General features: G+C 66.6%; 29 protein-coding genes. All 29 read left to right on the top strand.

The window, feature by feature from the left end; genetic code table 11:
• The first annotated feature begins 7 nt into the window (after window positions 1-7).
• Window positions 8-1,186 carry an NADH-quinone oxidoreductase subunit D gene (locus O5O43_RS08395; protein ID WP_271086413.1) on the top strand — a complete coding sequence of 393 codons (1,179 nt, stop codon included), beginning with the start codon at window positions 8-10 and terminating at the stop codon, window positions 1,184-1,186.
• Window positions 1,183-1,527: a hypothetical protein gene (locus O5O43_RS08390; protein WP_271083434.1), complete on the top strand. Its 345-nt coding sequence runs from the start codon at window positions 1,183-1,185 to the stop codon at window positions 1,525-1,527. Before O5O43_RS08395 ends, O5O43_RS08390 begins: the two co-directional genes overlap by 4 nt.
• A complete protein-coding gene (locus O5O43_RS08385) occupies window positions 1,524-1,922 on the top strand; it encodes a hypothetical protein (protein ID WP_271083433.1) in 399 nt (132 codons plus the stop codon). Before O5O43_RS08390 ends, O5O43_RS08385 begins: the two co-directional genes overlap by 4 nt.
• Entirely contained in the window at window positions 1,919-2,581 is a 663-nt protein-coding gene (gene nuoE, locus O5O43_RS08380; protein WP_271083432.1) for an NADH-quinone oxidoreductase subunit NuoE, read from the top strand. The genes O5O43_RS08385 and nuoE overlap by 4 nt, the downstream gene beginning before the upstream one ends.
• Window positions 2,578-2,844, top strand: coding sequence for a hypothetical protein (locus O5O43_RS08375; protein ID WP_271083431.1), 267 nt, complete (start codon window positions 2,578-2,580; stop codon window positions 2,842-2,844). Before nuoE ends, O5O43_RS08375 begins: the two co-directional genes overlap by 4 nt.
• A 3-nt stretch (window positions 2,845-2,847) precedes the next feature.
• Window positions 2,848-4,161: an NADH-quinone oxidoreductase subunit NuoF gene (gene nuoF, locus O5O43_RS08370; protein WP_271083430.1), complete on the top strand. Its 1,314-nt coding sequence runs from the start codon at window positions 2,848-2,850 to the stop codon at window positions 4,159-4,161.
• A 3-nt stretch (window positions 4,162-4,164) separates the two neighbouring features.
• On the top strand, window positions 4,165-4,662 hold the full coding sequence (locus tag O5O43_RS08365) for a hypothetical protein (protein WP_271083429.1): 498 nt from the start codon (window positions 4,165-4,167) through the stop codon (window positions 4,660-4,662).
• Window positions 4,662-6,707, top strand: a complete 2,046-nt coding sequence (gene nuoG, locus O5O43_RS08360; protein ID WP_271083428.1) for an NADH-quinone oxidoreductase subunit NuoG — start codon at window positions 4,662-4,664, stop codon at window positions 6,705-6,707. The genes O5O43_RS08365 and nuoG overlap by 1 nt, the downstream gene beginning before the upstream one ends.
• A gap of 4 nt (window positions 6,708-6,711) precedes the next feature.
• Complete coding sequence (gene nuoH / locus O5O43_RS08355; RefSeq protein ID WP_271083427.1) at window positions 6,712-7,782, top strand: NADH-quinone oxidoreductase subunit NuoH; 1,071 nt, start codon at window positions 6,712-6,714, stop codon at window positions 7,780-7,782.
• A gap of 5 nt (window positions 7,783-7,787) precedes the next feature.
• The gene (locus O5O43_RS08350; protein ID WP_271083426.1) at window positions 7,788-7,997 is read left to right on the top strand and encodes a hypothetical protein; all 210 of its coding nucleotides are present in this window, start codon (window positions 7,788-7,790) and stop codon (window positions 7,995-7,997) included.
• The gene (gene nuoI / locus O5O43_RS08345) at window positions 7,994-8,485 is read left to right on the top strand and encodes an NADH-quinone oxidoreductase subunit NuoI (protein ID WP_271083425.1); all 492 of its coding nucleotides are present in this window, start codon (window positions 7,994-7,996) and stop codon (window positions 8,483-8,485) included. Before O5O43_RS08350 ends, nuoI begins: the two co-directional genes overlap by 4 nt.
• Before the next feature lie 63 nt (window positions 8,486-8,548).
• Complete coding sequence (locus O5O43_RS08340; RefSeq protein WP_271083424.1) at window positions 8,549-9,175, top strand: NADH-quinone oxidoreductase subunit J; 627 nt, start codon at window positions 8,549-8,551, stop codon at window positions 9,173-9,175.
• Window positions 9,175-9,483, top strand: coding sequence for an NADH-quinone oxidoreductase subunit NuoK (gene nuoK, locus O5O43_RS08335; protein WP_271083423.1), 309 nt, complete (start codon window positions 9,175-9,177; stop codon window positions 9,481-9,483). Before O5O43_RS08340 ends, nuoK begins: the two co-directional genes overlap by 1 nt.
• Before the next feature lie 2 nt (window positions 9,484-9,485).
• Window positions 9,486-11,576, top strand: coding sequence for an NADH-quinone oxidoreductase subunit L (nuoL, locus tag O5O43_RS08330; protein ID WP_271083422.1), 2,091 nt, complete (start codon window positions 9,486-9,488; stop codon window positions 11,574-11,576).
• Between the two features lies 1 nt (window position 11,577).
• A complete protein-coding gene (locus O5O43_RS08325; protein ID WP_271083421.1) occupies window positions 11,578-13,065 on the top strand; it encodes an NADH-quinone oxidoreductase subunit M in 1,488 nt (495 codons plus the stop codon).
• A gap of 7 nt (window positions 13,066-13,072) precedes the next feature.
• A complete protein-coding gene (gene nuoN / locus O5O43_RS08320) occupies window positions 13,073-14,518 on the top strand; it encodes an NADH-quinone oxidoreductase subunit NuoN (protein ID WP_271083420.1) in 1,446 nt (481 codons plus the stop codon).
• 4 nt (window positions 14,519-14,522) lie between these two features.
• Window positions 14,523-15,284, top strand: a complete 762-nt coding sequence (locus tag O5O43_RS08315; protein ID WP_271083419.1) for a biotin--[acetyl-CoA-carboxylase] ligase — start codon at window positions 14,523-14,525, stop codon at window positions 15,282-15,284.
• Complete coding sequence (locus tag O5O43_RS08310; protein ID WP_271086412.1) at window positions 15,281-16,063, top strand: type III pantothenate kinase; 783 nt, start codon at window positions 15,281-15,283, stop codon at window positions 16,061-16,063. Before O5O43_RS08315 ends, O5O43_RS08310 begins: the two co-directional genes overlap by 4 nt.
• Complete coding sequence (locus O5O43_RS08305; protein ID WP_271083418.1) at window positions 16,060-17,748, top strand: ribonuclease J; 1,689 nt, start codon at window positions 16,060-16,062, stop codon at window positions 17,746-17,748. Before O5O43_RS08310 ends, O5O43_RS08305 begins: the two co-directional genes overlap by 4 nt.
• 1 nt (window position 17,749) lies before the next feature.
• A complete protein-coding gene (locus O5O43_RS08300) occupies window positions 17,750-18,088 on the top strand; it encodes a DUF3088 family protein (RefSeq protein ID WP_271083417.1) in 339 nt (112 codons plus the stop codon).
• Window positions 18,085-19,020, top strand: coding sequence for a hypothetical protein (locus tag O5O43_RS08295; RefSeq protein WP_271083416.1), 936 nt, complete (start codon window positions 18,085-18,087; stop codon window positions 19,018-19,020). Before O5O43_RS08300 ends, O5O43_RS08295 begins: the two co-directional genes overlap by 4 nt.
• 7 nt (window positions 19,021-19,027) lie before the next feature.
• The gene (gene mce, locus O5O43_RS08290) at window positions 19,028-19,465 is read left to right on the top strand and encodes a methylmalonyl-CoA epimerase (protein ID WP_271083415.1); all 438 of its coding nucleotides are present in this window, start codon (window positions 19,028-19,030) and stop codon (window positions 19,463-19,465) included.
• A 1-nt stretch (window position 19,466) separates the two neighbouring features.
• Window positions 19,467-19,730 (top strand): DUF1467 family protein, encoded by a 264-nt coding sequence (locus O5O43_RS08285; protein WP_271083414.1) that lies wholly within the window; start codon window positions 19,467-19,469, stop codon window positions 19,728-19,730.
• A gap of 79 nt (window positions 19,731-19,809) precedes the next feature.
• The gene (gene proS, locus O5O43_RS08280; protein WP_271083413.1) at window positions 19,810-21,123 is read left to right on the top strand and encodes a proline--tRNA ligase; all 1,314 of its coding nucleotides are present in this window, start codon (window positions 19,810-19,812) and stop codon (window positions 21,121-21,123) included.
• On the top strand, window positions 21,120-22,421 hold the full coding sequence (locus tag O5O43_RS08275) for a lipoprotein-releasing ABC transporter permease subunit (protein ID WP_271083412.1): 1,302 nt from the start codon (window positions 21,120-21,122) through the stop codon (window positions 22,419-22,421). The genes proS and O5O43_RS08275 overlap by 4 nt, the downstream gene beginning before the upstream one ends.
• On the top strand, window positions 22,414-23,115 hold the full coding sequence (locus tag O5O43_RS08270; RefSeq protein WP_271083411.1) for an ABC transporter ATP-binding protein: 702 nt from the start codon (window positions 22,414-22,416) through the stop codon (window positions 23,113-23,115). The genes O5O43_RS08275 and O5O43_RS08270 overlap by 8 nt, the downstream gene beginning before the upstream one ends.
• A gap of 4 nt (window positions 23,116-23,119) precedes the next feature.
• Window positions 23,120-23,704: an orotate phosphoribosyltransferase gene (pyrE, locus tag O5O43_RS08265; RefSeq protein ID WP_271083410.1), complete on the top strand. Its 585-nt coding sequence runs from the start codon at window positions 23,120-23,122 to the stop codon at window positions 23,702-23,704.
• Window positions 23,701-24,441 carry a pyridoxine 5'-phosphate synthase gene (locus O5O43_RS08260; RefSeq protein WP_271083409.1) on the top strand — a complete coding sequence of 247 codons (741 nt, stop codon included), beginning with the start codon at window positions 23,701-23,703 and terminating at the stop codon, window positions 24,439-24,441. Before pyrE ends, O5O43_RS08260 begins: the two co-directional genes overlap by 4 nt.
• Window positions 24,438-24,839, top strand: coding sequence for a holo-ACP synthase (gene acpS / locus O5O43_RS08255; RefSeq protein WP_271083408.1), 402 nt, complete (start codon window positions 24,438-24,440; stop codon window positions 24,837-24,839). The genes O5O43_RS08260 and acpS overlap by 4 nt, the downstream gene beginning before the upstream one ends.
• Window positions 24,840-25,098: the final 259 nt, after the last annotated feature.

The following is a 25,098-nucleotide window of genomic DNA, read 5'->3' as shown; positions in this document are numbered from 1 at the left end:
GAAGGAGATGGACGACCGCAAGTTCACCATCAACTTCGGCCCGCAACACCCGGCCGCGCACGGCGTGCTGCGTCTGGTGCTGGAACTGGACGGCGAGGTGGTCGAACGCGTCGATCCGCACATCGGCTTGCTGCACCGCGGCACCGAAAAGCTGATGGAGGCCCGCACCTACCTCCAGAACGTGCCCTATCTGGACCGGCTCGACTACGTCGCCCCGATGAACCAGGAGCACGCCTTCTGCCTGGCCATCGAACGCCTGCTGGGCATCGAGGTGCCGTATCGCGCGCAGCTGATCCGGGTCCTGTACTCGGAAATCGGCCGCATCCTGTCGCACATGCTGAACGTGACGACCCAGGCTCTGGACGTCGGCGCCCTGACGCCCCCGCTGTGGGGCTTCGAGGAGCGCGAGAAGCTCATGGTCTTCTATGAGCGGGCCTGCGGCGCGCGCCTGCACGCCAACTACTTCCGTCCCGGCGGCGTCCATCAGGACCTGCCGATGGCGCTGATCGACGACATTGGCCGCTGGTGCGCCGAGTTCCCGGCGGCGCTGAAGGACATCGAAAGCCTCGTCACCGAGAACCGTATCTACAAGCAGCGCAACGTCGACATCGGCATCGTGTCCAAGGAACAGGCCCTGCAGTGGGGCTTCACCGGCGTCATGCTGCGCGGCTCCGACATCGCCTGGGACCTGCGCAAGTCGCAGCCCTACGAGTGCTACGCCGAGCTGGAGTTCGATATCGTCGTCGGCAAGAACGGCGACTGCTGGGACCGCTACCTCGTTCGCATCGAGGAGATGAAGCAGTCGGTGCACATCATGGAGCAGTGCATCCACAAGCTCCGGAACTGCCCCGGCGACTCGGTCATGGTCGAGGACAACAAGATCGTCCCGCCCAAGCGCGGCGAGATGAAGCGGTCGATGGAAGCCCTGATCCATCACTTCAAGCTCTACACCGAAGGCTTCCACACCCCGGCCGGCGAGGTCTACGCCGCCGTCGAGGCGCCCAAGGGCGAGTTCGGCATCTATCTCGTGTCCGACGGCACCAACAAGCCGTACCGCGTGAAGATTTCGGCCCCCGGTTTCCGTCACCTGCAGGCGATGGACTGGATGAACCGCGGCCACATGCTGGCCGACGTTTCCGCCATCCTGGGCTCGCTCGACATCGTCTTCGGCGAGGTCGACCGGTGACAGACCAGATCTTCACCGCCATCCTGGTCGGGCTGTGCGCCATGGGCGGCGGCTTGATGCTGCTGACCCTGCTGGTCGTCGGCTTCTCGACGGATGCCAAGGCCGTGCGCCACCCTCAGGGTCGCATGGGTCTGGTGAAGGACAATCTACTTCTGATCGCCCCGATGATCGCCCCGCTGACCATGCTGGCTCTCGGCGAGCTGACGACGCTGGACAACGGCGCGGCATGGCTCTGGATGTGGGGCGCCGTCCTAGTCGGTATCCTGGTCTGGTCCTTCGCGCCGGCTCAACGCCGGGCGCGTGCACGCCTGACCACCGCTCATCGGTATCCGCCGCAATGAGCGCCTTCATCGTCGATCCCGTCTTCAACCAGTTGCAGGTCATCGCCTTCGCGAGCCTGATGGCCTTCGGCGTCATCGCCCAGGTCGCCTTCTCGCCGCGTCGGCGCGAGCTGATGGGCGTGGCGAAGTTCGCCCTGGCCACGGCGGTCGTTTCGACCCCGGGCTTCGCCGGGGTGACCCTGGTGCGCGGGGCGTATCGCGCCGGCTATCTGGCCGAGGGCAGGGGCTTCCTCGAGGCCAACCTGCGCTCGATTGTCTGGATGAGCGGCTTCATCTTCCTCAGCCAGCTGGCTGTGCGGTTCCTGCCGCCGATGTCCTGGCTTTCCCGCGACCTTTCGAACGCCGGCAAGGCGGTCTGGGGCGCGCGCCTGAACCGTTGGATGGGTAGAGCATGAGCGTTCGTCGTCTCGCCAAGGATCAACCCGCGTCGTTCGCCTTCTCGAAGGAGACGATGAAGAAGGTCGACTGGTGGATCGCCAAATACCCGGCGGACCGCGCCCGCTCGGCGGTGATCCCGATGCTGTGGCTGGTCCAGAAGCAGGAGGGCTGGGTTTCCGAACCCGCCATCCGCGCCATCGCCGACAAGCTGGACATGGCCTACATCCGGGTGCTGGAGGTCGCGACCTTCTACACCATGTTCATGCTGGAGCCGGTCGGCTCGGCCGCCCTGATCCAGGTCTGCGGCACGACGCCCTGCATGCTGCGCGGCGCCGGCGACCTGATGAAGGTCTGCAAGGACCGGATCGGCCCGAAACAGACCCTATCGGCCGACGGCAAATTCTACTGGGAAGAGGTCGAGTGCCTGGGCGCCTGCGTCAATGCGCCGATGGCCATGATCAACGACTACTATTTCGAGGACCTGACCGCCTCGGACATGAACCAGATCATCGACGACTTCGCCGCCGGAAAGACGCCGGAGCGCGGCCCGCGCGTCGATCGCGTGAACTCCGCGCCGGAGGGCGGGGCCCTGACCCTGACCGACCCCAGGCTTTATGACGGCTCGGCCGCCAAGCCGATCAACAAGTTGCCGAACTCCGAGCCCGTGACGGCATGACCCGGACCGACGCTCCAACCTCGGCCCAGGTCGAGGCCTATCGCGCCGAGCTGCGCGCCGTGGGCCGCACGCCCCGCCTTGCAGGCTTCGGACTGGTGCTGCTGGGCGCCATCCTCGTGTGGGCGGCCGGTCGCGCGGGCGATTTCGGCCCCACGGTCCAACTGGCCGGCTATGTCGCTCTGGGCGGCGGCTGGGCGCTGATGATCGCCGCCATATTCCTGAGAACCCGCTATCACCGCCGTCGTCTGCGGGAGTTGAACTGAGCCATGGTCGGACTGCTGCAAGACAAGGATCGCATCTTCACCAACCTCTACGGGCTCCAGGACTGGGGTCTGGAGGGTGCGAAGAATCGCGGCTGCTGGAACGCGACCAAGGACATGCTGGACATGGGCCGCGACTGGCTCATCACCAACGTCAAGAACTCCGGCCTGCGCGGGCGCGGCGGCGCCGGCTTCTCGACGGGCCTGAAGTGGTCCTTCATGCCGAAGGAACTGAAGGATCGTCCGCACTACCTCGTCGTCAACGCCGACGAATCCGAGCCCGGCACCTGCAAGGACCGGGAGATCATGCGTCATGATCCCCACCTGTTGATCGAAGGCTGCCTGATCGCCTCCTTCGCGATGCAGGCCCACGCCTGCTACATCTATCTGCGCGGCGAATACGTGCTCGAGCGCGAGCGGATGGAAGCCGCCGTCAAGCAGGCCTACGAGGCCCGGTTGATCGGCAAGAACAACGTCCACGGCTGGGACTTCGACGTCTACATCCACCACGGCGCGGGCGCCTACATCTGCGGCGAAGAGACCGCCCTGCTGGAAAGCCTCGAAGGCAAGAAGGGCCAGCCGCGCCTGAAGCCGCCGTTCCCGGCCGGCGCCGGCCTCTATGGCTGCCCGACGACCGTGAACAACGTGGAGTCGATCGCCGTCGTCGGCACGATCCTGCGTCGCGGGGCCGAATGGTTCGCCGGCTTCGGCCGTCCCAACAACACCGGCACCAAGCTGATGTCGATCTCGGGCCACGTGAACCGCCCGTGCAATGTCGAAGAAGCCATGTCGATCCCGCTGCGTCAGCTGCTGGAAGAGCACTGCGGCGGCGTGCGCGGCGGCTGGGGCAACCTGAAGGCCGTGATCCCGGGCGGCGTGTCCGTGCCGCTGATCACGCGCGAGATGTCCGAAGTCGCCCTGATGGACTTCGATTCCTTGCGCGACATGAAGTCGGGCCTGGGCACCGCGGCCGTCATCGTCATGGACGAGTCGACCGATCTGGTGAAGGCGATCGCCCGCATCAGCTATTTCTACAAGCACGAGAGCTGCGGCCAGTGCACGCCGTGCCGCGAAGGCACCGGCTGGATGTGGCGCGTGCTGGAGCGTATGGCCGTGGGGGAGGCCGATCCGTCCGAGATCGACCTGCTGCTCGACGTCGCCGGTCAGGTCGAGGGTCACACCATCTGCGCCCTAGGCGACGCCGCCGCCTGGCCGGTCCAGGGTCTGATCCGTCACTTCCGCCACGAGATCGAGGATCGCATCTCGCAGTACCGTTCCCGCCGCGCGAACTTCGCCGGCCACGCCATCGCGGCGGAGTAGGGGATGCGGACTGCGCTCATCCTGACTGTCGCGGTCGTCGCTCTGGGAGCCTGTAGCCAGGCGCCGGAGAAGGCCGAGCCGACGCCGACGGAGATCGTCGCCGCCGATGCGCCGGTGTCCGACGCCGTGGCCCAGACGCCGGCCGTACTAACGGCCGTCGACCTGCGCCGCGTGTGCAAGGCCGGCCTCGCCGCCATCCACGGCCAGGAGGTCGGCGCGATCGAGCTGACCGGGATCGAGGGTCAGGTCGTGAACGCCCAATGGCGCGCCCCGGTCGACGGCGGCCTGATGAAGGCCCAGTGCCGTGCCGCCGACGGTCTGGTGGCGTGGAAGCCGCTCGACCTGCCCGACCCCGCCTCCGTGCGGTGGATGAATGAATCCGGCGATCCGGTCGTGCGCTACGCCATCCGTGGCGACGAGATCGAGATCACCCAGACGTTGCCTGACGGCACGACGCAGACGGCCAAAGAGGTCGTCCGCGCTGAAGAAGAGGTCCGCTGATGCCCGTCGCCAAGGTCAACGGCGTCGAAACCGAGTTCGAGCCCGGCATGACCGTGCTGCAGGTCGCCGAGAAGGCCGGCCATGAGATCCCGCGTTTCTGCTACCACGAGCGGCTTTCGATCGCCGGCAACTGCCGCATGTGCCTGGTCGAGGTGAAGCCTGGACCGCCGAAGCCCCAGGCCTCGTGCGCCCTGCCGGCCGCCGAGAACCAGGAAATCTTCACCGACACGCCGATGGTGAAGAAGGCCCGCGAAGGGGTGATGGAGTTCCTGCTCATCAACCACCCGCTGGACTGCCCGATCTGCGACCAGGGCGGCGAGTGCGACCTGCAGGACCAGGCCATGGGCTACGGCCGCGACGGCTCTCGCTACGCCGAGAACAAGCGCGCGGTCGAAGAAAAATACATGGGTCCCACCATCAAGACCTTCATGACGCGGTGCATCCAGTGCACCCGTTGCGTGAGGTTCATCTCGGAGGTCGCCGGCGTGCCGGACATCGGCATGATCTCGCGCGGCGAAGACGCCGAGATCACCACCTACCTCGAACAGGCGGTGAACTCCGAGCTGTCGGGCAATGTCAACGACCTGTGCCCGGTGGGCGCCCTGACCCACCGGCCCTGGCAGTTCCACTATCGCCCATGGGAGCTGAAGCGGACCGAGACCATCGACGTCATGGACGCCCTGGGCTCCAACATCTCGGTCCAGTCCAAGGGCGCCGAGGTCATGCGCATCCTCCCGCGCGTGCACGAGGGCATCAACGAGGAGTGGCTGTCGGACAAGAGCCGTTACATCGTCGACGGCCTGCAGGCGCGTCGCCTGGACCGTCCCTACGTCCGTGAGAACGGCAAGCTGCGCGCCGCCTCGTGGGAAGAGGCGCTGAACGTCGTCGCCGCAAAGCTGAAGGCCGCTTCGGCGGACAAGATCGGTGTCATCGCCGGCGATCTGCAGGACGCGGAATCGATGAAGGCGGCGCTGGACCTGTTCCGTGCCCTGGGCTCGCCCAACACCGACTGCCGCCAGGACGGATCGGCCCTCGGCTATGGCCCGCGCGAGGGCTGGTTGTTCAACACCGGCCTGCAAGGCCTTGAAAACGCGGACTCCATCCTGCTGGTGGGCGTCAACCCGCGCACTGAGGCGCCGCTGCTGAACCAGCGGATCAGAAAGAGCTGGCTGGCCGGCAATACTCGCGTGGGCGTCATCGGCGACGCCGCCGACCTGACCTATGACGTCGACGTGGTCGGCGCCGGGACGAAGACCCTGGCCAAGATGCCGAAGGCCGCCGTTGACGCCCTGACCCAGGCCGAACGTCCCGCTATCGTGGTCGGCGCCGGCGCCCTGTCGGGCTCGGACGGCGCCAGGGTGCTGCAACAGCTCGGCAAGCTGGCCGCCAAGGTCGGGGTCGTGAAGGACGGCTGGAACGGCTTCAACGTCCTGCACCATGCCGCCGCCCGCGTCGGCGGTCTGGATATGGGCTTCGTGCCGGCCTCGGGCGGCCTGACGGCCCACGAGATGGTCCAGCCGGGCGCGCTCGACGTTCTGTTCCTGCTCGGCGCCGACGAGATCGAGACCGGCCCCTCCCAGGCCTTCAAGGTCTATCTGGGCAGCCACGGCGACCGCGGCGCCCACACCGCCGACGTCATCCTGCCGGGCGCCGCCTGGACCGAGAAGTCGGGCCTCTACGTCAACACCGAGGGTCGAGTTCAGATGGGCGAACGCGCCGTCTTCCCCAAGGGCGAGGCCAAGGAAGACTGGGCCATCATCCGCGCCCTCTCGGAACGCGTCGGCCACACACTGCCGTACGACACCCTGGATCAGCTGCGCGCGAAGCTGATGTCGGACCATCCGACCTTCGGCCGCATCGACTACTTGGCGCCGGCCGGTTCGTTCGATGTCGCCAGCCTGGGCCAGAAGGGCGAACCGGTCGACGCCGGTTTCACCTCGGCCGTGGTCGACCCCTATCTGAACAACCCGATCGCGCGCGCCAGCGCGACGATGGTCGAGCTCAGCGCCCAGCGCATGGCTCCGGCCCTGCTGGCGGCGGAGTAGACGCATGGAAACCAACTTCTGGACCACGCCGCTCGGCTGGACCCTCGCCACCACGGGCGCCGTGCTCTTGGTCACCGTTGGCGTCCTGATCGCCGTCGCCTTCCTGCTGCTGGCCGACCGCAAGATCTGGGCGGGCGTGCAAATGCGCAAAGGCCCCAACGTCGTCGGTCCGTTCGGCCTGCTTCAGTCCTTCGCCGACATGATCAAGTTCGTGCTGAAGGAGATCGTCGTCCCCGCCGGCGCGGACAAGTTCGTCTTCCTTCTGGCCCCGGTGATCACCGTGATCACGGCCTTCATCGTCTGGGCCGTCATTCCCTTTGCCCCGGGCTGGGTCATCTCGGACCTCAACGTCGGCATCCTCTACGTCTTCGCCATCTCCTCGATGGGCGTCTACGGCATCATCATGGGCGGCTGGGCTTCGAACTCGAAGTACCCGTTCCTCGGCTCTCTGCGGTCTGCGGCCCAGATGGTGTCGTATGAGGTCTCCATCGGTCTCATCATCATCAACGTCATCCTGCTGGCGGGAACGATGAACCTGTCGTCCATCGTGGCGTCCCAGGAAGGCTGGATCTGGAACTGGTACGTCTTCGGCGGCGGCCTCGACACCTGGCCGCTGTTCGTCGTCATGGTCCCGATGTCGATCATGTTCTTCGTTTCGGCCCTCGCCGAGACCAACCGTCCGCCGTTCGACCTGCCTGAGGCCGAATCCGAACTCGTCGCCGGCTATCAGGTCGAGTATTCGTCGACGCCCTACCTGCTCTTCATGATGGGTGAGTACGTCAACATCATCTTCATGTGCGCGATGATGTCGATCCTGTTCTTCGGCGGCTGGAACCCCGGGTTCCCGATCGACTTCGCCGCCGACTGGCCGCAGTGGATCGTCAACCTGCTGTTGTTCTTTGTCTTCTTCGCCAAGATCGTCTTCTGGTTCTTCATGATTTCGATCGTGAAGGCCTTCGTGCCCCGCTACCGCTATGACCAGCTGATGCGCCTGGGTTGGAAGATCTTCCTGCCGACCTCTCTTGTGGCCGTCGTCGTCACTTCGGCTTGGCGCGTCTTCGCGGTGGGAGCGTGATCCGCATGACCGCCCTCGCCATCACCGCCATAACCCTGACCGGTTGCCTGCCGCCGCCCTACGAGGCCGAGCCGGCGTCCGTCTATCAGTGGCAGCGTCGCCAGGACGGCATCGAGCGCCGTGAAGCGGAGCGTGTCCGCCTGTGCGCCATCATGAACAAGGACACGGAGCGCTATCGCCGCGACTGCACGCGTCCGGGAGACCCCGTCCGATGATCACCCGTATCGTTCAGGCCGCCAAGGGCGCGATGATGCTGGACCTGTTCGGCGCCATCGGCCTGTCGTTGAAGTACATGGCCAAGCCCAAGATGACCGTGAACTTCCCGTTCGAGCGTAACCCGCAATCGCCGCGCTTTCGGGGCGAGCACGCGCTGCGGCGCTATGCGAACGGCGAGGAACGCTGCATCGCCTGCAAGCTCTGCGAGGCCATCTGCCCGGCCCAGGCCATCACGATCGAGTCCGAGCCCCGCTCGGACGGCAGCCGCCGCACGACCCGTTACGACATCGACATGGTCAAATGCATCTACTGCGGCCTGTGCCAGGAGGCCTGCCCGGTCGACGCCATCGTCGAGGGTCCGAACTCGACCTTCACGACCGAGACCCGCGAAGAACTGCTCTACGACAAGCAACGGCTTCTGGATAACGGCGACCGCTGGGAACGGCAGATCGCGAAGAATCTGGAACTCGACGCCCCCTATCGCTAAACGAAGCGCGCGAATCCCGACGGGTTCGCCGCCCAACCGTCTGAAAGGGGCATCGTCCCTCCCATGCTGCAAGGCATAGCCTTCTATCTGCTGGCGACGACCGCCGTTCTGTCCGGCCTTCTGGTCGTGACGGCGCGCAACCCCGTGCACTCGGTTCTGTGGTTGATCCTGGCCTTCTTCTCGTCGGCGGGTCTGTTCGTCCTGCTGGGCGCGGAGTTCCTGGCGATGCTGCTGGTGGTCGTCTACGTCGGCGCCGTCGCGGTGCTGTTCCTGTTCGTCGTGATGATGCTGGATGTCGACTTCATCCGGCTGCGAGAGGGGTATGCGACCTATCTGCCGCTGGCCGCGATCGTGGCGGGCATCCTCCTGGCGGAGATGATCATGATCTCGATCGTGGTGGTCCAGGGCGGTGCGGCGGCTGACGCCGTGGCTCCGGTCGTCGCGACCGCCGACGCCTCGAACGTCGAGGTCATCGGCCGGGTGCTCTACACGGACTACATCTACTTCTTCCAGGCGGCCGGCATCGTGCTGCTGATCGCCATGATCGGCGCCATCGTGCTGACCCTGCGCAAGCGGACCTCCGTCCGTCGTCAGGATCCGGGCGCCCAGACCAACCGCGACCGCAAGACCTCGGTCGAGATCAAGGGCGTCGTCACCGGCGTCGGCGTCACCGGCGAGGAGCTGCGCTGATGGAAGTCACCCTGCAGCACTATCTCGCGGTGGCGGCCATGCTGTTCACCATCGGGGTCTTCGGCATCTTCGTGAACCGCAAGAACATCATCATCATCCTGATGTCGGTCGAGCTGATCCTTTTGGCCGTGAATATCAATTTCGTCGCCTTCTCGGCCTACCTCAACGACGTTCAGGGGCAGATCATGGCCATGTTCGTCCTGACCGTGGCCGCCGCCGAGGCCGCCGTCGGTCTGGCCATTCTGGTGACCTTCTTCCGTAACCGCGGCGACATCGCGGTTGACGACGCCAGCGTGATGAAGGGCTGATCGTGTCTCTCGAACTGCTCGTTACACTCGGCGTCTTCGCCCCTCTCCTCGGCGCCGCGATCGCCGGCTTCTTCGGCAGCCGCATCGGCGACATCCCTTCGCAGGCGGTCACGACCGGCCTGTTGTTCTTCTCGTGCTTCGTCGCCTGGACGGTGTTCAGCCAGTGGACCTGGGGTCACCTGGAGGCCTTCACGGTTACGGTCTCGCCTTTCATCAACGTCGGTGATTTCCAGTCGAACTGGTCGATCCGCATCGACGCCCTGTCGGCGACCATGCTGGTCGTGGTCACCAGCGTCTCGTCGCTCGTGCACCTCTATTCCTGGGGCTACATGGCCGAGGACGACTCCAGGCCGCGCTTCTTCGCCTATCTGTCGCTCTTCACCTTCGCCATGCTGGCCCTGGTGACCGCCGCCGACTTCATGCAGCTGTTCTTCGGCTGGGAGGGGGTGGGTCTGGCCTCCTATCTGTTGATCGGATTCTGGTTCAAGAAGCCGACCGCCTCGGCCGCCGCCATCAAGGCCTTCGTGGTCAACCGCGTCGGCGACTTCGGCTTCGCCCTCGGCATTATCACCGTCTTCTGGATGTTCGGCACGATCCAGTTCGCCGAACTGTTCCCGATGATCGCGTCCAAGGCGGGCACGGGCTGGGAGTTCCTGGGCCATACCTGGTCGGCGCTGGATCTGGCGGGCTTCCTTTTGTTCATCGGCGCCATGGGCAAGTCGGCGCAGTTCTTCCTGCACACCTGGCTTCCGGACGCGATGGAAGGACCGACCCCGGTCTCGGCCCTCATCCACGCGGCGACTATGGTCACCGCCGGCGTCTACATGGTCTGCCTGCTCAGCCCGATCTACGAGTACGCGCCGACGGCGTCGTTGATCATCGCCATTGTCGGCGCGGTCACGGCCCTGTTCGCCGCGACGGTCGGTCTGATGCAGAACGACATCAAGCGGGTCATCGCCTATTCGACCTGTTCGCAACTCGGCTACATGTTCTTCGCCGCCGGCGTCGGTGTGTACGAGTCGGCCATGTTCCACCTGTTCACCCACGCCTTCTTCAAGGCGCTGCTGTTCCTCGGCGCGGGCTCCGTGATCCACGGCATGCACCACGAGCAGGACATGCGGAAGATGGGCGGTCTGTGGAGGCTGCTGCCCGTCACCTACGCCGTGATGATGATCGGCACGATCGCCATCACCGGCCTGGGCATCCCCGAGATCGGGGGCTTCGCCGGCTTCTACTCCAAGGACTCGATCATCGAGAGCGCCTATGCGGCGGCCACGACCGGCCACTCCGCGGCGGGCTATTTCGCCTTCGTCGTCGGCATCTTCGCGGCGGCCCTGACCAGCTACTACTCGTGGCGTCTGATCTTCATGACCTTCCACAACAAGCCGCAGTGGACGGAAGAGGCGATGGCCGCGCACGCGCACGACCATGCCGACGATCACGCCTCGCACGCCCAGATCGAGACCCACTCCGAGCCTGACGCGCACGACGACCACGCCCACGACGATCACCACCATGGCCCGCTGCATCCGCACGAGAGCCCGCTGGTGATGTTGGTTCCGCTGATCCTTCTATCGGTCGGCGCCGTCGCGGCCGGTTTCGTCTTCGCCCCGAGCTTCATCGGCCACCACGAGGCCGAGTTCTGGCGCGGCGCCATCTTCTCGGGCGCGGACAACCACGTCCTGCACGCCAGCCACGAGGTGCCCAACTGGGTGAAGTGGTCGCCGCTGGTCGTGACCCTGCTTGGCGCGGCGATCGCCTTCTACTACTATGTCCTGCGCGAGGGCCTGGCGAAGCGAATGGCGGCCAAGCAAGGGCCGCTGTGGAGCTTCCTCTACAACAAGTGGTATTTCGACGAGATCTACGATTTCATCTTCGTGCGTGGCGCCAAGGGTCTTGGCGATCTGTTCTGGAAGATCGGCGACGTGAAGATCATCGACGGGCTGGGGCCGAACGGCGCCGCCTGGGCGTCGCTGAAATCCGCCGCGCGACTGGCCAAGATCCAGTCCGGCTATGTCTATCACTATGCGTTCGTGATGCTGCTCGGCGTGGCCGGTCTGCTCGCCTTCGCCATCTACGCCTGGGGCGCATAAGATGGGTGCGATCCCCAATATCCTGAGCGTCGTCACCTTCCTCCCGCTGGTCGGCGCCCTGCTGATCGTGCTGGCCAAGCTGACAGCCAAGTCCAACGAAGACGGCATCGCCCGCTGGGTGGCCCTGATCACGACCCTGATCGTGCTGGCCGTATCGGCGGTGCTGGTGCTGTCGTTCGACAGCTCGAACCCGGCCTATCAGTTCGTCGAGAACTACGTCTGGTTCGCGGGCGCGAGCTATCATCTGGGCGTCGACGGGATCTCGATCCTGTTCGTCCTCCTGACTGCCTTCCTGATGCCGATCTGCATCCTGTCGAGCTGGAAGTCGGTGGAGGAGCGCGTCGGCGACTACATGATCGCCTTCCTGGTGCTGGAGACCCTGGTCATCGGCGTCTTCACCTCGCTGGACCTGTTCCTCTTCTACATCTTCTTCGAGGGCACCCTGGTTCCGATGTTCATCATCATCGGGGTGTGGGGCGGTCAGAACCGCATCTACGCGGCCTACAAATTCTTCCTCTACACCCTGCTCGGTTCCGTCCTGATGCTGCTGGCCATGCTGTGGATGGCCAACACCGCGGGCACGACCTCGATCCCGGAACTCAAGCAATACGCCTTCAGTCCTTGGGCCCAGTCGATCCTGTGGCTGGCCTTCTTCGCCTCCTTCGCGGTCAAGATGCCGATGTGGCCGGTGCACACCTGGCTGCCCGACGCCCACGTCCAGGCGCCCACGGCGGGTTCGGTCATCCTGGCCGGCATCCTGCTGAAGCTCGGCGGATACGGCTTCATCCTGTTCAACGTGCCGATGTTCCCGGATGCGTCGATCCAGTACCAGCCGCTGGTCTTCACCCTGTCGGTGATCGCCATCGCCTACACCTCGCTGGTCGCCTTCCGTCAGACGGACATCAAGAAGCTGATCGCCTATTCGTCGGTCGCCCACATGGGCTTCGTGACCATGGGCATCTTCGCCGGCAACGCCCAGGGCCTGCAGGGCGCCGTCTTCCAGATGCTGAGCCACGGCCTGATCTCGGGCGCGCTCTTCCTCTGCGTCGGCGTCGTCTACGACCGGATGCACACGCGTGAGATCGCCTTCTATGGCGGCCTGACGAACCGGATGCCCTGGTACGCCGCCATCTTCCTGATGTTCACCATGGCCAACGTCGGCCTGCCCGGGACCTCGGGCTTCATCGGCGAAATCCTGACCATGACCGGCGTCTACCAGGCCTCGACCTGGGCCGCCTTCGTGGCCGCGACCGGCGTCATCCTGTCTGCCGTCTACGCCCTGACCCTGTACCGCAACGTCATGTTCGGCGAGATCACCAACCCGGCCCTGGCCAAGATCAAGGACATCGACCTGCGCGAGCTGCTCCTGTTCGTTCCCCTGATCGTCGGAACCCTCTGGCTGGGCGTGCAGCCGGACCTGGTCCTGAACTACACCGCCGCCTCCGTCGACGCCGTCGTCAACGGCTGGCAGCTCGCGACCGGCGGGTGAGAGAGATATGCCTGACCTGTCCTACGCCCTGAACCTCGCCGCCTCGGAGCTGACGCTCGCGATCGGCGCCCTTGTGCTGCTGCTGCTCGGCGCCTTCATCGGCGAGAAGTCGGCACGACTGATCTCCATCCTGTCGGTGGCCTTGCTGGTCGCCGCGAGCGCCGTCGCCGCCACCGGCCCCCTGGGTCAGGCGTTCAACGGCGCCTACGTCGCCGACCCCCTGGCCATCTACGCCAAGGTCGCCATCTACCTCGCCTCGGCCGTGGCCGTGGTGCTGGGCGGCGGCTGGATGCAGCGCACCCATATCGCCCGCTTCGAGTTCCCGATCCTGATCGTCCTGGCCGCCGTCGGCATGGGGATGATGGTGTCGTCGGGCGACCTGATCTCGCTCTACGTCGGGGTCGAGCTGCACTCGCTGGCCCTCTACGTCCTGGCCGCCTACCACCGCGACGACCTGAAGGCGTCGGAAGCGGGCCTGAAGTATTTCGTCCTCGGCGCCCTGTCGTCGGGCCTGCTGCTGTACGGCTCCAGCCTGATCTACGGCTTCGCCGGCTCCATGCGGTTCGAGGACATCGCCGCCTATGCGACCGCCAATCCGGGTCCAGGCCTGATCTTCGGTCTGGTCTTCCTGATCTGCGGCCTGGCGTTCAAGGTCTCGGCCGCGCCGTTCCACATGTGGACGCCCGACGTCTACGAGGGCGCGCCGACGCCGGTCGTGGCCCTGTTCGCGACCGCGCCGAAGATGGCCGCAATGGTCCTGTTCGCCCGCGCCCTGTCGGAAGGCTTCCTCGGCGCCCACGACCAGTGGGCCCAGGTCCTGATCCTGATCTGTCTGGCCAGCTTCGTGGTCGGCGCCTGGGGCGGTCTGGCCCAGAAGGACATCCAGCGCCTGCTGGCCTACTCCTCGATCGCCAACATCGGCTACGCGCTACTGGGCATCGCCGCCGGCACCGAGCAGGGCCTGCAGGCCATGATCACCTTCATGACCCTGTACATGATCGACACCTTCGGCTTCTTCGCCATCCTGCTGTCGCTGAGCCGGAACGGTCGTCCGATCCGCACGATCGCCGATCTGGCGGGCCTGAAGACCGACCGTCCGCTGACGACCGTGGCGATCACCATCCTGTCTCTGTCGGTCCTGGGCATGCCGCCGTTCTCGGGCTTCTGGGGCAAGTACTATGTGTTCGGCGCCGCCGCCTCGTCGGGCTACTGGGTGGTCGGCGCCGCCGGTCTGGTCGCCTCGGTCGTGGCCGCCTTCTACTACCTGCGCATCATCAAGCTGATGTGGTTCGATCCCGCGCCCGAAGGCACGGCCAAGACCGACAAGGCGCCGGTGGAAGCCCAGTGGATCGGCTGGGCCTGCGCGGCCTTCAGCTTCCCGCTGGTGATCGTCGGCCTGACCTGGCTGGAGCCCCTGACCCGTATCGCCGCGACCGGTTTCGGAGCGGGGTAGGGCGGTGGTCCCGCCCATCCACCTTCTCGACGAGACCGATTCCACCAATGCCGAAGCCCGTCGCCGGGCCGAGGGCGGCGATGTCGCGAGCCAGTGGATCGTCGCGCGCCGCCAGTCCGCAGGGCGCGGTCGGCGCGGGCGAAATTGGGAAAGTGAAGGGGGAAATCTGTTTTCCACCCTGCTCCATCTGACCCAAAAATCTCCGGTCGAGGCGGCGCAGGTGACCTTCGTCGCCGCGCTCGCCGTCGCCGACCTGCTGGCCGCCTTCGCCGCGCCGGGGGCGGTCAGCATCAAATGGCCCAACGACGTGATGCTGGCGGGCGAGAAGGCCTCGGGCATCCTGATCGAGTCCGGCGTCCATTCGAACGGGGCGCTCTGGCTGGCCGTCGGCATCGGCGTGAATCTCGCCCATGCACCGGAGGGAACCGAGCGTCCGGCGACCAGCCTCGCCGCCCATCTGCGCTCCGACATCGCCTATCCGCCCTCCATCGACGCCGCCGCGACCGGGCTGGCCGAGGCCTTCGCCGTCTGGATGGACCGGTGGGAGAGCCTGGGCTTCCAGCCCATTCTCGACGCCTGGACCGCCCGCACCAATGGCCTCGACGGCCCCTGCGTCGCCCGGCTGGGACATGAGACGGTCGAGGGAACGGCCGAGGGCGTGGCCCCGGACGGGGCGCTTCGTCTGCGCACCGCCGACGGCGCCCTGCGCCTCATCTCGGCGGGCGACGTCTTCTTCGGTTCCGACGCGCACGGAAGGGCCGCCTGATGCTTCTCGCCATCGAACAGGGCAACACCAACACCCTCTTCGCCGTCCATGACGGCGAGAGCTGGATCGCCCAGTGGCGCACGGCCACTGAGGCCAGTCGCACTGCCGACGAATACGCCGTCTGGCTGACCCAGCTTCTGTCGATGCGAAAGATCGATCTGGCCAGCCTGACCGGCTGCATCATCTCCAGCGTCGTCCCGCAATCGATCTTCAACCTGCGCAACCTGTCGCGCCGCTATCTGGCTGTGGAGCCCCTGGTCATCGGCGACAATGTCGAGCTGGGCATCCCCGTCCGCATCACCAAGCCCTCGGAGGCCGGCGCCGACCGGCTGGTCAACGCCATCGGGGCGCATCTGGTCTATCCGGGCGACCTGATCATCATCGACAGCGGCACCGCGACCACCTTCGACATCGTGGCCGCCGACGGCGCCTTCGAGGGCGGGGCCATCGCGCCGGGCATCAACCTGAGCCTTCAGGCCCTGCACGAGGCGGCGGCCATGCTGCCGCGTATCGCTATCCAGAAGCCGGACAAGGTGATCGGCAAGGACACCGTGTCCAACATGCAGTCGGGCGTCTTCTGGGGCTATGTCGGCCTTATCGAGGGCATGGTCTCGCGCATCAAGGCGGAGTGGGGCGCACCCATGACCGTCGTCGGAACCGGAGGCGTCGCCTCCCTGTTCGAGGGGGCGACCCCAGCCATCGACCGGTTCGATCCGGACCTGACCATCCGCGGCCTGCTCGAAATCTGGCGCCGCAATACCCATCTGACGGATACATGAAAAAGAACAACGCAAACGCCAACTCTGGCGACGAACTCGTCTTCCTGCCGCTGGGCGGCTCGGGCGAGGTCGGTATGAACCTGAACTGCTACGGCTACGGGCCGGAAGAGGACCGCCAGTGGATGCTGGTCGATGTCGGCGTGACCTTCGGCGATCTGTCGACCCCGGGCGTGGACATCATCGTGCCCGATCCCGCCTTCCTCGAGGGCGAGACCATCCGCGGCATCGTCCTGACCCACGCGCACGAGGACCACATCGGCGCCCTGCCGTGGCTGTGGAGCCGCCTGAAGGCGCCGCTCTACGCCACGCCCTTCACCGCCTTCCTGATCCGCGAGAAGCTGCGCGACAACGGCGTGCAGGACGTGAAGATCATCGAGGTGCCGCTGGGCGGACACGTCGACCTCGGCCCGTTCCAGGTCGACTTCGTGACCATGACCCACTCGATCGCCGAGCCGAACGGCATCAAGATCACCACGCCCCTGGGCACGGTCTTCCACACCGGCGACTGGAAGCTCGACCCCAACCCCGTCATCGGCAAGCCGACCGACGTCCCGGCCATCACGCAGATGGGCGACGACGGCCTGCTGGCCATGGTGTGCGATTCCACCAACGTCTTCGTGGATGGCGAGGCGGGGTCGGAACTGGAAGCGCAGGACGGTCTGATCGAACTGATCGGCTCGCTGAAGACCGGCAAGATCGCCGTCGGCTGTTTCGCCTCCAACGTCGCCCGCATGGTCAGCGTCATCAAGGCGGCGGACAAGGCCGGGCGCCGCGTCGCGCTCGCGGGCCGCTCCATGCACCGCATCACTTCGGCGGCTCGCCACGTGGGTCTGTTCGACGGCTCGCAGGCCATCCTGACCGAGGACGAGGCCCGGCACTGGCCGGCGGATCAGATCCTGTATCTCTGCACCGGCAGCCAGGGCGAGGATCGCGCGGCGCTGTCGCGCATCGCCGACGGCTCGCATCCGTTCATCAAGCTGGGTCTGGGCGACCACTGCATCTTCTCGTCGCGGGTCATTCCGGGCAACGAACTGGCCATCGCCAACCTGCAGGACCGGCTGGCAGACCGGGGCGTGCGCCTCTACACCGAGAAGGACCACCCCGGCATCCACGTCTCCGGTCACCCGTGCCGGGACGAGCTGAAGCAGATGTACGCCTGGGCCCGGCCGCGCATCTCGGTCCCGACCCACGGCATGCGTCGCCATCTGATGGAACACGCCGCCTTCGCCCGCGATCTGGGCGTGCCGGAGACGGTGACGCCCCGCAACGGAGACATGGTCCGTCTGGCGCCTGGCAAGGCGGCCATTATCGACGAGGTGCCCAACGGTCGCCTCTACGTCGACGGCGGCATGGTCGTCACCGAGAAGGGCGAGGCCCTGCGCGAGCGTCGTCACGCCTCGACCAACGGCGTGCTGGTCGTCAGCTTCGCCATGGACAAGCGCGGCCGGATCGTCTCGGACATCGACGTCCGCGCCATCGGCCTTCCGGGCGACGAGGTCACGCCGCTGGGCGACGCCCTCGACAATCTGGCCGAACGGGTCGAGCAGACCGTGGGCTCGCTGAAGGGCGAAGCCCGCGACGACGACATGGTGGTCGAACAGGCCGTGGCGCGGGTGCTGAAGAAGGCCTCGCAGCAGATCTGGGACCGCCGACCCATCGTCGAGACCGTCATCCTGAGGCTCTGACATGACCGACCGGCTGTTCCTGCTGAACCCCGACTGGCACGACGACGCCGGCGGGCCCTGGTACTGCCCGGCCGGCGCGATCCTCGAAGGGATTCTGGGCTTCTATCCGAAGCTGAAGGACCAGCTGGAGATCACCCGCATCGATCACCCGCGCCCGCGCGCCGGGGTCGTCGAATGGGTCGGCGAGCAGAACCAGAGCTGCCCGCTTCTGGTCCTCGCCGACGGCGTCGACTGGCCGGACGCCCAGGTCAGCGAAACCACCGGGCGCCGGTTCCTGCAGGACGAGGCGATCATCCCCTATCTGGCGGATCGCTACGGCATCGGACGTCCGCACCCGTGACCTGGGCGCGGACGCGCGATCTGGGCCGTCGGTTCAGCCATCGCGTCCGCAACGCGCGCCATCCGTTCGCGGGGTGGCGCAAATGGGCGGTGATCACGGGGCAGGGCCTGGCGGGGTTTGTCGGCCTGTTCCTGGCCTGCAATCTGGTGCTCAGCCTCTCGACATTCCGGGGCGAGGACCCGGCCTCGCGCACAGCCCACGAACTGGCCGTGCTCTGGTACTCCACCCCCGACGGCGTGCCGACCTCCGATCAGGCCTTCCGCGTCATCCACGGCGGCGAGGTCGGCGACAACCCCACGACCGCCGACATCCGCGCCCATTTCGAGGGGGCTTCGGAGGGTGGCACCTTCCTGCTGGATCAGGTCATGGTCGACCGCATGCAGGCCATCAACGGGCGTATCGACAGCCGCGTGATGCCGCCCGGCGTCTATGTCGGCGCTCACGCCCTGGGGCCGGACGATGCGCCTCTGGTCTGGGCCACCAAATGGATGGCGCAGTATCTGTTTTTCCCGCGCCACGCCTATATCCTCGTGGTCCCGGCGCAAGGGGAAGCGATCGCCTTCTCCGCCAGCGAGGAGGGCAAGTTCCCCGGCCCTACAGACCATCCTGGACGGCTGTCGGCGCGGCTCAGCCTCTACAGTGACGCCGCCTACGACTTCCCCAGCTCGGGCGAAGCGCTGCACGAGATGACCATCGTCAGTCGCGATCCGACCGTGGTCGCGGCCGCTCCCGCCGCCCTCGACCTGGCGCGGCGCCGGCTGGAGGCGGAGAACCTGACCTATGGCCTTCTAGCGCCCAACTCCAACACCGTGGTCGGCTGCATCCTCGAGGGCGCGGGCTTGATGCCGGCCCAGGTGCGACGATCCATCCTGCTGGCCTTGCGCGCCCCCGGGATGGGCGCGGCTTGCCCGCCGCCGGGGGAGGGGCCATAGCGATCTCATGATCGGCAGACTCAATCATATCGGCGTCGCCACGCCCTCCATCGAGGCCAGCCTGGCCCTGTACCGCGACCTGCTCGGTGTGACCTCGGCGGGCGAACCGTTCGACCTGCCGGCGCAAGGCGTGCGGGTCTGTTTCATCGACCTGCCGAACTCGCAGATCGAGCTGATCGAGCCGCTGGGCGACGACAGCCCCATCCATGGCTTCCTCGCCAAGAACCCCAAGGGCGGTCAGCACCACCTCTGTTTCGAGGTCGAGGACATCCTGATCGCCCGCGACGCCATGCGGGCCAGGGGCGCGACCCTGCTCGGCACGGGCGAACCCCGCATCGGCGCCCACGGCACGCCCATCCTGTTCCTGCACCCGAAGGACATGGGCGGTGTCCTCATCGAGCTGATGGAAACGCCGACCCATTCTGCTGGCGAGGAGGCGCACTGACATGCCGATCGGCCCGATCACCATGTTCGCCATCTACATCGTCGTCTGGTGGGTGGTGCTGTTCGCCGTCCTGCCGCTCGGCACGTCCGCCGAAACGCACGAGCCGCCGACCGACGGCAGTCAGTGGGGCGCCCCGAAGACCCCGAACCTGAAGCGGAAATTCATCACCACGACCTGGGTCTCCCTGATCGTCTGGGCCCTGGTGATGTTCCTGGTCTTCATCGGCTGGATGCCGCTGCCGGACCTGGCGCCGCCCGCCCTGTGATCCGCCTCACCGCCTAGCTTTTGCCCCTCAGTCCCGGCTAAAGCTGACCACCCCTGACGCCTTCGCATTCGAGACGCCCATGCGCCTGTCGCGCTATTTCCTGCCCACGCTGAAAGAGGCGCCTTCCGACGCCCAGATCGTCTCGCACCAGCTGATGCTGCGCGCCGGGATGATCAAACAGGAGGCCGCGGGCATCTACGCCTGGCTGCCGCTGGGGCTGCGCGTGCTGAACCGCATCGAACAGATCGTGCGCGAGGAGCAGGAGAAGGCGGGGGCGGTCGAACTGCTGATGCCGACGCTGCAGCTGGCCGATCTGTGGCGCGAGTCGGGCCGTTACGACGCCTACGGTCCCGAAATGCTGCGAATCACCGACCGGCATGAGCGCGAGCTTCTGTACGGGCCCACGAACGAGGAGATGGTCACCGACATCTTCCGCAGCTTCGTGAAGAGCTACAAATCCCTGCCGCTGAACCTCTTCCACATCCAGTGGAAGTTCCGCGATGAGCGCCGTCCGCGCTTCGGCGTGATGCGCGGCCGCGAGTTCCTGATGAAGGACGCCTATTCGTTCGATCTGGACGAGGCCTCGGCGCGCACCGCCTACAACCGCATGTTCGTGGCCTATCTGAACACCTTCGCCCGCCTGGGTCTGAAAGCCGTGCCGATGCGCGCCGACACCGGCCCGATCGGGGGCGACCTCAGCCACGAGTTCATCGTCCTGGCCGAAACCGGCGAGAGCGAGGTCTTCTGCGACAGGAAACTGGTCGAGATGGCCGCTCCCGGTCACGACTTCGACGCCGCGACGGTCCAGGCCGTGTTCGACGAGCGCACCGCCCTCTACGCCGCCACCGAGGAAATGCACGACGCGGCCCAGTTCGAGGCCCAGACGGCGGAGGCTGACCGCCTGTCGGCGCGCGGCATCGAGGTCGGCCACATCTTCTATTTCGGCACGAAATATTCCGAGCCGATGAAGGCCAGGGTCGCGGGCCCCGACGGCGTCGACACCCACGTCCACATGGGCTCCTACGGCGTCGGCGTGTCGCGTCTGCTGGGCGCGATCATCGAGGCCAGCCACGACGACGCCGGCATCATCTGGCCGGAGTCGGTCGCCCCGTTCGACGTCGTGGTCATCAACCTGCGCGTCAGCGACCAAGCAGTCTGCGAAGCCTGCGAGGCGGCGGTCGAGGCTCTGGAAGCGGCCGGCAAGTCGGTCCTCTACGACGACACCGACGACCGGCCGGGCGGCAAGTTCGCCACCGCCGACCTGATCGGCATTCCGTGGCAGCTGACCATCGGTCCGAAGGGCGTGGCCGAGGGCGTCGTCGAGCTGAAGCGCCGCGCCACCGGCGAGAAGTCGACCGTGGCCCTCGATTCGGCTCTGGAGGCCATCGGTTGACGGCGACCTCGGTCACACCCCCGCCCAAACCCGCCGGCCCCTTCTCCGCCTGGGAGATCGGTCTGGCGATGCGGTACCTGCGCGCCAAGCGCAAGGAGGGCGGCGTCGCCCTGATCGCCATCATCTCCTTCGTCGGCATCGCACTGGCGGTCATGGCCCTGATCGTGGTGCTCAGCATCATGGCCGGGTTCCGCAATGAATTGCTGGGCCGGATGCTGAGCTTCAACGGCCACATGTATGTGCAGGGCGAGGTGCTGAGCGCCGCGAACCGTGACGCCATCGTGGACCGGATCCGGGGCGTCGAGGGCGTGGTCAGCGTCACCCCCCTGACCGAGAGCCAGGCCATCATTCGCGCGGGCGGACAGACGACCGGGGCCTTCGTGCGAGGCATCGCGCCGAACGATCTCGACACGATGAACTTCGTCTACGCCAGCCTGTCGGAACAGGCGCGTCGCAGCTTCGGTCAAGGCGCCTACGGCGGCGACAACGTCCTGATCGGCCAGGCCCTGGCCGACAGCCTGGGCCTGCGGGTCGGCGATCCGATCGAGATCTATTCCCCGACCGGAGCGGATTCGGCGTTCGGCAACCTGGGCGGGCTGAACAAGACCTACCGGGTCGGCGGCACCTATTCATCGGGCACGGCCGACTACGACCGCGCCTTCATCTTCATGCCCCTGGAGCAGGCCCAGCTCTTCTTCGGCAAGGAAGGCGTCTGGGACGTCATAGAGATCAAGGTCAAGGAAGCCGACCGTGTCGGCGACTATCTGGCCCCCGTGCGTGAAGCGGCGGGACCAGGCGCCTTCGTCCTCGACTGGCGCGACAAGCTGGCGGCCTTCTGGGGCGCGCTGAAGGTCGAACGGGTCGCCATGTCGATCATCCTCGGCATGGTCGTGGCCATCGCGGCCCTGAACATTATCTCCGGCATCGTCATGCTGGTGAAGAACAAGACCCGCGACATCGCCATCCTGCGCACCATCGGGGCCAGCCCGTCGTCCATCTTGCGCGTCTTCTTCATGGCCGGCGCCTCGATCGGGGTGGCGGGGACGATCACGGGCCTGGTGCTGGGCCTGCTGTTCTGTCTGAACATCGGCGCGATCCAGCATTTCCTGGAGTTTGTCTTCCAGACCCAGCTGTTCAACGCCGACGTCTACATGCTGGACGCCATCCCGGCCGAGGTGGACCCCGCCGACGTCTTTTGGATCACCGTCTGGGCCTTCTTCATGTCCTGCGTGGCCAGCCTGATCCCGTCGTGGAACGCGACCAAGATCGACCCGGTGGAGGCCCTGCGCTTTGAGTAGTCCCGTCTTCTCCGCGCGCGCCCTGACCCGGACCTATGTCACGGGCAACGGCGAGCTGACCGTCCTTCGGGGGGTCGATCTGGACATCTTCCCCGGCGAACTGGTCGGGCTGATCGGGCCGTCGGGTTCGGGCAAGTCGTCCCTGCTGCACGCCGCCGGCCTTCTGGAGCGCCCGACCTCGGGCCAGGTCTTCATCGACGGCGAGGACGTCGGCGCCCTCGACGAGCGGGCCCGCACCCGCATCCGCCTGAACCGCGTGGGCTTCGTGTATCAGTTCCACCACCTGCTGCCGGAGTTCGACGCGCGCGACAACGTCGCCCTGCCGATGCGGATCGCGGGGGTGGGCGAGGCCGAGGCGCGTCGGCGCGCCGAGGAGACCCTGACGGCGCTCGGCCTCGGCGAACGCCTGACCCACCAGCCGGCCCAGCTGTCGGGCGGGGAACAGCAGCGCGTCGCCATCGCCCGGTCCCTGGCCAACAAGCCCCGCCTGCTGCTGGCCGACGAGCCGACCGGCAACCTCGACCCGACCACCAGCCAGTCGGTCTTCGAATCACTGCGCGAACTGACCAAGACCACCGGCGTCGCCGCCCTGATCGCCACCCACAACATGGAGCTGGCCGGCCACATGGACCGCGTCTTCGCCCTGAAGGACGGCCATCTGGAAGAGCGTCAGGCCGAGAGCCGCGAGTACTGAGCCGATGAACACCGAAGACGTCCTGAACGAGTTCCGCGCCGCCGGCGCCCTGCGCGAGGGGCATTTCGTCCTGTCGTCGGGCCTCCACAGCCCGGTCTTCCTGCAGAAGAACCTGGTCTTCATGGACGGCGCTCGCTGCGAGCGTCTTTGCAAGGCCTTGGCCGAGAAGATTATGGCCCTGGTCGGGCCGGTCGACGTCGCCATCTCACCGGCGGTGGGCGGCATCATCCCCGGCTATGAGACGGCCAAACACCTGAACGTCCGCTCCATGTATGTCGAGCGCGAGGGCGGTGAGTTCAAGCTGCGGCGCGGCTTCCACGTCGAGCCGGGCGAGAAGGTCGTCATGGTCGAGGACATCGTCACCACCGGCCTGTCCAGCCGTGAGTGCATCTCCGCCATCCAGGCCGCGGGCGGGACGGTCGTCGCCGCCGCCTGCATCGTCGACCGCTCGGGCGGCAAGGCGGACGTCGGCGTGCCTCTGATCGCCCTGGCCTCGCTGGACGTGCCGGCCTATCCCGCCGACGCCCTGCCGGCCGAACTGGCGGCGATCCCGGTGGAAGATCCGGGCAGCCGGCGGTTGGCCAAGTGAAGCGCCCAGCCGTCCGCCTCGGGGTCAATATCGACCATGTCGCGACGGTGCGAAACGCGCGCGGCGGCGTCCATCCTGATCCCACCCGCGCGGCCGAAGAAGCGATCGGCGCAGGCGCCGACGGCATCACCGCCCATCTGCGCGAGGATCGCCGCCACATCACCGACGCGGACATCGAACGCCTGACCGAGATCTGCCGCAAGTTCGACCGTCCGCTCAACTTCGAGATGGCCGTCACCGACGAGATGCTGGCCATCGCCCTGCGCCACCGTCCCCACGCCGCCTGTCTGGTGCCCGAGCGGCGCGAGGAGGTGACAACCGAGGGCGGTCTGGCCGTCGCCGGTCACGAAGCGCGCATCGCCCCCGTCGTGAAGTCCCTCAGCGACGCCGGCATCCGCGTCAGCCTGTTCATTGAGCCCTCGGCCGACCAGGTCGAGGCCGCCGCCGTCGTCGGCGCCCAGGTCGTGGAGTTCCACACCGGCCGCTATTGCCATCTGCCGGTCGGAGAGCGGTCCGTCGAATTCGACCGCCTCGCCGCCGCCGCCGCCCAGGCCGACATCCTGGGTCTGGAGGTCCACGCCGGACACGGCCTGGACTACGACACCGCCGCCGAGGTCCTGGCCATTCCGGAAATCCGCGAACTCAACATCGGCCACTTCCTGATCGGGGAGGCGATCTTCCTGGGCCTCGGCGCCGCCATCCGCCGGATGCGTGACGCCATGGAGGCGGTGCAGTGATCATCGGCGTCGGCGCGGACCTGTCGGACATCCGCCGCATCCAGGCTTCGATCGATCGCTTCGGCGACCGGTTCAAGAACCGCTGCTTCACCGAGATCGAACGCACCCGCTCCGAGCGCAAGCCCGACGCGGCCTGGAGCTACGCCAAGAGGTTCGCGGCCAAGGAGGCCTGCGCCAAGGCGCTTGGGACCGGGATGCGCCGCGATGTCTATTGGAAGGACATGGGAGTGGTGAACCTGCGCTCCGGCCAGCCGACTCTCGCCCTGACCGGACCGGCGGCCAAACACCTGGAGCGACTGACGCCGCCGGGCCACACCGCCCATATTCATCTGACGCTTTCCGACGAACATCCCTATGCACTCGCCTTCGTGGTGATCGAGGCCTTGCCCACGGCATAATCGGGCTATACTCGCCACCGCATACGCGCCGCGCCCTGCGGCCCGGGGACGAGCCTTTCATGAGCGACAACAAGCCCAACGACGACGACAAGCCCGTGGTCGACGCCACGGACTCCGAATCGTCCGCCGTCGTCACCCACGACGTGTCCCCCGACGACGTCGAGGCTACGGGGGCGGGCAAGGTCGACGCCGCAGAGGCCGCCTTCGCCGCCTCCGAGACCGGCCTGCTCGTCCAAGCCGAGACTGTCGCCCCTGAACA

It is taken from the genome of Brevundimonas sp. NIBR11, from assembly GCF_027912535.1.
Taxonomy (GTDB): Bacteria; Pseudomonadota; Alphaproteobacteria; order Caulobacterales; family Caulobacteraceae; genus Brevundimonas.
This window is presented reverse-complemented; position numbering and strand designations above follow the sequence as displayed.